Origin of the sequence: Phenylobacterium aquaticum (assembly GCF_947378715.1) — a bacterium.
Taxonomy (GTDB): domain Bacteria; phylum Pseudomonadota; class Alphaproteobacteria; order Caulobacterales; family Caulobacteraceae; genus Phenylobacterium; species Phenylobacterium aquaticum_A.
In genome coordinates this window covers 1-6,200 of record NZ_CANCLE010000202.1, presented here as the reverse complement: position 1 = coordinate 6,200, position 6,200 = coordinate 1, and the positions used below count along the sequence as shown (strand labels likewise).

Annotated in this window: 7 protein-coding genes; 4 read left to right on the top strand and 3 right to left on the bottom strand. The window is 68.2% G+C overall.

Translation table 11 applies throughout. The annotated features are described in order from the left end of the window. Positions 1-205 precede the first annotated feature (205 nt). Together Q7P21_RS18690 and Q7P21_RS18685 are read left to right on the top strand one after the other, a co-directional pair. Positions 206-988 (top strand): SDR family NAD(P)-dependent oxidoreductase, encoded by a 783-nt coding sequence (locus Q7P21_RS18690; protein WP_304179196.1) that lies wholly within the window; start codon positions 206-208, stop codon positions 986-988. Between the two features lie 73 nt (positions 989-1,061). Further along, the gene (locus Q7P21_RS18685) at positions 1,062-1,616 is read left to right on the top strand and encodes an isochorismatase family protein (protein ID WP_304164962.1); all 555 of its coding nucleotides are present in this window, start codon (positions 1,062-1,064) and stop codon (positions 1,614-1,616) included. Here Q7P21_RS18685 and Q7P21_RS18680 read toward each other — a convergent pair. Beyond that, complete coding sequence (locus Q7P21_RS18680) at positions 1,613-3,934, bottom strand: bifunctional diguanylate cyclase/phosphodiesterase (protein ID WP_304179183.1); 2,322 nt, start codon at positions 3,932-3,934, stop codon at positions 1,613-1,615. The genes Q7P21_RS18685 and Q7P21_RS18680 overlap by 4 nt on opposite strands. Before the next feature lie 226 nt (positions 3,935-4,160). Between Q7P21_RS18680 and Q7P21_RS18675 the strand changes: the two genes are divergently transcribed. Continuing rightward, complete coding sequence (locus tag Q7P21_RS18675; RefSeq protein ID WP_304164956.1) at positions 4,161-4,715, top strand: TIGR00645 family protein; 555 nt, start codon at positions 4,161-4,163, stop codon at positions 4,713-4,715. A 5-nt stretch (positions 4,716-4,720) separates the two neighbouring features. Here Q7P21_RS18675 and Q7P21_RS18670 read toward each other — a convergent pair whose 3' ends face one another. Beyond that, positions 4,721-5,377: a DUF1134 domain-containing protein gene (locus Q7P21_RS18670; RefSeq protein WP_304164953.1), complete on the bottom strand. Its 657-nt coding sequence runs from the start codon at positions 5,375-5,377 to the stop codon at positions 4,721-4,723. Positions 5,378-5,593: 216 nt separating this feature from the next. Next, the gene (locus Q7P21_RS18665; RefSeq protein WP_304165031.1) at positions 5,594-5,953 is read right to left on the bottom strand and encodes an endonuclease domain-containing protein; all 360 of its coding nucleotides are present in this window, start codon (positions 5,951-5,953) and stop codon (positions 5,594-5,596) included. A 139-nt stretch (positions 5,954-6,092) separates the two neighbouring features. On the opposite strand from Q7P21_RS18665, the gene Q7P21_RS18660 reads away from it, so the two are divergent. Further along, on the top strand, positions 6,093-6,200 hold a 108-nt coding region (locus Q7P21_RS18660), incomplete at its 3' end, for a GTP-binding protein (RefSeq protein ID WP_304179209.1).

Genomic DNA, 6,200 nt, shown 5'->3' with positions numbered 1-6,200 from the left:
GCGCTCGAACACCGCCCGCCGGGTAGGGTCCGACAGCGTTCGCATCAATAGGGTCACCGCGATCTCATGCATAGGCCATTTCATAAGTCATGACTTATGAATGAGTCAATCTGCGGTCCCTGGCCTTCCGCTGGGTGAATCTTGGCGGGGGACCGAAAGCGTGTTTGGTCCCCCGCCACAGATCTGACCCAAGGGAGCAGCCCCCATGAAACTCGACAGCAGCATCTCGGCCGTGATCACCGGCGGCGCCTCCGGCCTGGGCGCGGCGACCGCGCGCCGGCTGGCTGGTCACGGGGTGAAGGTCGCGCTGTTCGACCTCAACGCCGAACTGGGCGAGGCCCTGGCCCAGGAGCTGGGCGGGGTGTTCTGTCCGGTCAACATCACCTCCAGCGCCGAGGTCGACGCCGCCTTCGCCAAGGCTCGCGCCGCCAATGGCCAGGAGCGGATCCTGGTCAATTGCGCCGGGGTCGGCGGTTCGGTGAAGACCGTCAGCCGCGACCGCGAGACCCGCGAGATCAAGGAATATCCGCTCGATAATTTCGAGCGCATCATCCAGGTCAATCTGATCGGGACCTTCCGCTGCATCACCAAGTCGGCGGCCGGCATGCTGACTCTGGACGTCATGGAGGACGGCGAGCGCGGCGCCATCGTCAACACCGCCTCCGTCGCCGCCGAGGACGGCCAGATCGGCCAGGCGGCCTATACGGCGTCCAAGGCCGGCCTCGTCGGCCTGACCCTGACCGTGGCCCGCGACCTGTCCGGCGAGGCGATCCGGGTCAACACCATCCTGCCCGGCATATTCGACACGCCCCTGCTCGGTCGCGCGCCGGAGGCCGTGAAGGCCGCCCTCGCCGCCCAGGTGCCGTTCCCCAAGCGCCTCGGCCGTCCGGAGGAATACGCCCAGTTGGCCGAGACCATGATCATGAACGCCTATTTCAACGGCGAGGACGTCCGCCTCGACGGCGCGATCCGCATGGCGCCGCGCTAGATCAGCGATTGGTCCAGGGGAATCCGGTCCGCGTCAAACTTGATCGCCGACCTCCCGGCGCTATGTTTTCCCCATGACCCAACCCGCCATAGCCGCCACCGCCCCTGTCCTGGTCATCGACCTGCAGACCGGCATGTTCGACGGCGTCGCCGAGCCGCCGATCCATGACGCCGACGGCCTGGTCGCCCGGGTGCGGACGGTGATCGACTGGGCGCGGCGCAGCGGTCGCAAGGTGGCCTTCGTGCGCCATGACGGCGGTGGCGGCGATAGCCTGGCCCCCGGCGCGGCCGGCTGGCCGGTCTGGCCGGCGCTCGGCCAGGCGCCGGAGGAGCCGACCTTCTCCAAGCAGGTGGGCGACGCCTTCAGCAATCCCGACCTCAGCCCATGGATCGCGGCCCAGGGCGCCGGCGAGGTCGTGCTGCTGGGCGCGCAGACCGACCAGTGCGTCACCGCCACGGTGGCCGGGGCGCTCCAGGCCGGACTGAAGGTCACGGTGGTGTCGGATGCGCACAGCACCTGGGACTTTGGCGGCGAGACCGCCGACCAGATCATCGCCCGCAGCAACGCGGCCTTCGCCGCCTCCGGCGCGCGGCTGGTGGCCAGCACGGACCTTGCGGAAAAGCCCTAGGCCGCCTGGGCGACATCCACGCCCAGCAGGGCGAAGCGGGTGGCCTCGGCCAGCGGCACGGGGTGGGACAAGAGGAAGCCCTGGACCTGGCGGCAGCCCATGGCCTGGATGGCGTCCAGTTGCGCCTGGGTCTCGACCCCCTCGGCCGTGGTGACCATGCCCAGGCTGTCGGCCAGGGCGATGATGGCCCGGATGATGGCGATGCAGTCCGGTCGGTGGGTCGCGCCCTCGACGAAGGACCTGTCGATCTTGATCTTGTCGAACGGGAAGGTTCGCAGATAGCCCAGGCTGGAATAGCCGGTGCCGAAGTCGTCCAGCGCGATCCGCACGCCCAGGGCCCGCAGCTTGTGCAGGGCGGCCTGTGTCGCCTCGGTCTCCTTGAGGAACAGCGCCTCGGTGACCTCCAGCTCCAGCCGGTCGGGCGCCAGCCCGGCCGTGGCCAGGGCGCTGAGCACCAGGCCAGTGAGGTTGGGGTTCATGACCTGGGCCGGGGAGACATTGATCGCCACCCGCACATGCTCAGGCCAGCCCACCGCCTCCATGCAGGCCCGGCGCAGGACCCATTCGCCGATCATGTTGATCAGGCCGGCTTCCTCTGCGGCAGGGACGAACTTATAGGGCGAGACCTCGCCCCGGGTCGGGTGGCGCCAGCGCAGCAGGGTCTCGAAGGCCACCACCTGGTGGGTCGCGGCGTCGAGGATCGGCTGGTAGGCCAGATAGAATTCGTCGGCCTCCAGGGCCTGGCGCAGATCGGTCTGCAGGGCGCGGCGCTCCTCGGCCAGCGCATGCATGGAGGGATTGTAGCGCCGGGACCGGGCCTTGCCGTCCTCCTTGGCGCGATAGAGCGCCAGGTCGGCGTTGCGGATCAGATGGTCGACATCCAGGCCATCCTCGCCGACCACGGCGACGCCGATGCTGACGCCGACACTGACCTCCACCCCGTCGATCTCATAGGGCGGGGAGATGGCGGCGATCAGCCGGGCGCCCAGCGCCTCGAAGTCCTGCTCGCCACGCGCCAGCACCGCGAACTCGTCGCCACCCAGCCGCGCCAGCAGGTCGTCGGTCCGCAGCACCGCGCGCAGCCGCATGGCGACCGCGCAGAGCAGGGCGTCCCCGGCCGGGTGCCCCAGGGTGTCGTTGACGTCCTTGAAGTGGTCGAGGTCCAGGCACAGGAGCGCGGCCGAGCCCGGCCGGACCAGGCTCTCGGCGCCGATGGCGCGGCGGACCTCCTGGTGGAACTGCGTGCGGTTGAGCAGGCCGGTCAGGCCGTCGAAGCGGGCCAGCTGTTCGATCTGGGCCTTGGCGCGCTGCTGCTCGGTGACATCGGAGCCCACCCCGCGATAGCCGATGAAATCGCCGTCCTCGTCCAGGGCCGGGCTGGCCGACAGCGACCACCAACGCAGTTCGCCGGCGATCTCCACCGGGGTCAGCTGGTCGCGGAACGGCTGGCGGCGCTCCATGGCGTGGGACAGAGGGCGCACGCCCTCGACCCGGAAAAGTTCCAGCAAGGGCGCGCCGATCAGGTCGCCCGCCACCCGACCGAGCAGGTCGGCCATGCGGTGGCTGACATGGCTGAGCAAGCCCTGGGCGTCGATCTGCCAGAGCCAGTCGGCGCCCTTGTCCTCGAAGTCATGCAGCAGCATGCCGATCAGCTGGCCGTGCTCGGCCAGGGCGGCCTCGGCCCGGAATCGCGCCACGAACTGGCGGGCCGCACCGGCGACGCCCGCGATCAGCACCGCCATATAGACCGCGAGCAGCAGCCCGGCCGCCGCTCCGATCACCTCGCCGGTGGTGACCAGGGCGAGCATCGCCCCAAGCCCCAGGCCGGCCACATAGCCGATGGCGACGGTGGGCGCGGCGGCGAGCGCGAAGGCGCCGGCCGCCATGAGACCGACGACCAGGGCCGAGATCAGGGCCTGGTCCAGCCCGCCGATCTGGGAGAACCACAACAGCGGCGCGAGGCCCCAGAGAACGCCCAGGGCGCCCGCGTGAACGGTCGCTCGACGGGTCGCCCGGGCGGAGAGCCGCCGGGGCGCGGGCCGTCCGCGGACCCGGCGCCAGGCGTCCAGGGCCAGCAGCAGGCCCCCCGCCATGGCGGCGCCCCAGGTGAGCACCTCGCGGGCCGGCGCATGGGGCCAGACCACGGCCATGAGGACGGCGACGATCAGAAGATTGGCCAGCACCATCAAGGGAATGGCGCCCGTGATGGCGTGAATCTGCGCCGCGCGGACCTCGCCCAGACGGGCGTCGAGCCCTTCGCTCCACCCGGTGATGTCCTGCCAGGACAGCCGAGGATCGCCCGACGCGAAATCTCTCACCAGGTCGTCAAGCTCCTCTCAGCCGCGGCGGACAGCGCCAGCGCCTTCGAGGCCAACTTCACAGAACGGGGTTCAATTTTGATTTAAGACGACAGGCGAATGACTCTTTTCTTGGCCATATCCCCAAAATGGGGAGTCTATACCTGGCGTGGAGAGTATTTGCCGTCGTCGCCCGACACGCGACAACATCTTGATCCACCGGATTTCTTTCATAAATGTCCAGGCCATGACCCAGTCGCCCACGCCACGCCACCCGTCCTCGAAACCCGCCATTGAGCGCTGGCTGGAGACCGGTCTGTTCCGCGCCCGCTGGCTGATGGCGCCCTTCTATGTCGGGCTGGTGGTGGCGCTGGCCGCCCTGGTGGTGGTGTTCTTCCGCGAGGCCTTCGTCGAATTCAGCCACGTCATGACCATGACCCCGGAAGGGGCGATCCTGATGGTGCTGTCGCTGATCGACCTGTCGCTGGCCGGCAACCTGCTCCTGATCGTGATCTTCTCCGGCTACGAGAACTTCGTCTCCAAGATCGACACCGGCGACCACGAGGACCGGCCGAGCTGGATGGGCACGGTGGACTTCTCAGGCCTGAAGATGAAGCTGATCGCCTCCATCGTGGCGATCTCGGCCATCGCCCTGCTCAAGGCCTTCATGAAGCTGGCCGAGGGCGAGCAGATCGACGACCGCCACCTGGCCTGGCTGGTCGCGATCCACGTGACCTTCGTGGTCTCCGGCGTGCTGCTGGCGGTCATGGACCTTCTGACCTCGAAGACCGACAAGCACTGAGGGATCTAGAACGGCCACCAGTGGCGGGCGCGGCTATAGGACAGATAGCCGACATTGGCGCCCAGCCGCAGGCCCACGCCGGCCCGGATCGGGGCCAGGACGATGTCGTTGGCCCGCTGATAGTTCACCCCCAGCCCGCCGATGAAATAGGCCGAGCCGTCGACGCCGGGGAAGCGCTGGAAGATCACGTCCGGATACTGGAGATTATAGCAGAGGGTGAAGACCCGGCTGGCGTTGCCGCCGACATCCCAGCCCACCGAGGGGCCCTGCCACCAGATCTCCACCGGGGGCTTGTTCTTCATATAGAGCAGGCCGCGGCCATAGCGCAGGCCGACGCCCACGGCGCCTGAGCCTTCCTCGCCGGCGATGTAGCCGGTCGGTCGGCCATTGTCCTTGAACACGCGCTCGACCACGCCCCCGGCGGTCTCGGCGGTGACCCCCATGAAGTCGGAGACGTTGTTGACGATCTCCTCGCGGCTGAAGGTCTCGGCCGGCGCATTGGCGGGATAGGTCGGGGACGGCGTCACCGGCGGCGGCGGTCCCTGGACCGGCATGTTGGTGGTGCCGGCCGGATAGGCCGCCTTGGGGTAGGATTGGGCGCGGGCGGCGCTCGCCGCTCCCAGGGCGGCGGCGGCCGAAGCGATCAGCGTGCGACGATCCATGGACAAGGCTCTCCCAGGTTCTGGACCGCAACGGTCCCATCCCATCTGGTCTTCATTGCGGCGCGAGCCTTAACGGCGGATTAACCATGTCCGGGCCCGGCGCCCCGCAGTGGGGCGTGGAGTCGCATCAAATCCTTCTCCACTTGGGGGAGAAGGTGGCCTGGCGGAGCCAGGTCGGATGAGGGGTGCGCGCGCTAGCGCGCTCACGCACCTCAGTCAAGGAGTCCCCTCATCCGACCCCTCTCCGAGGGGCCACCTTCTCCCGCAAGGGGAGAAGGATCGCCGTGGGGAGGCTTTGGCCAAGATGGACGTCAATACGCCCTCCAGATTCGTGGCGATCTGCTGATTGGTGAACCTAAGGACCCGATAGCCCGCCTCGGCGAACCACGCGTCGCGATCCCCGTCGTCGAAGTGAAACGGACCGTCCGCCTCGACGATCAAACGCTGCTGCAAGCAGACGAAGTCCACAACATAAGGGCCGATCGGAAGCTGTCGCCGAAACTTGAATCCGCCCAGCTGGCGAGCTCGCAAAGCGTCCCAGAGACGCGCCTCCTGCGCCGTTGGCGCCTGTCGCATTCGCTTGGCGATCGCGCGTTTAGGCGAGTGATACATGCCGACGGCCCGGTTGTTCCCTCTATGTTCTAGTCGCGGATATTCTGTCGCACAAGGCAGACCGGCTCGCACAGGCCCGCGAATGTGCTAGAGGCTGGCCAACATGACGACGCCGCTTTCCCACATCCGCAACTTCTCCATCGTGGCCCACATCGACCACGGCAAATCCACGCTGTCCGACCGCCTGATCCAGGAGACCGGCGGCCTGACC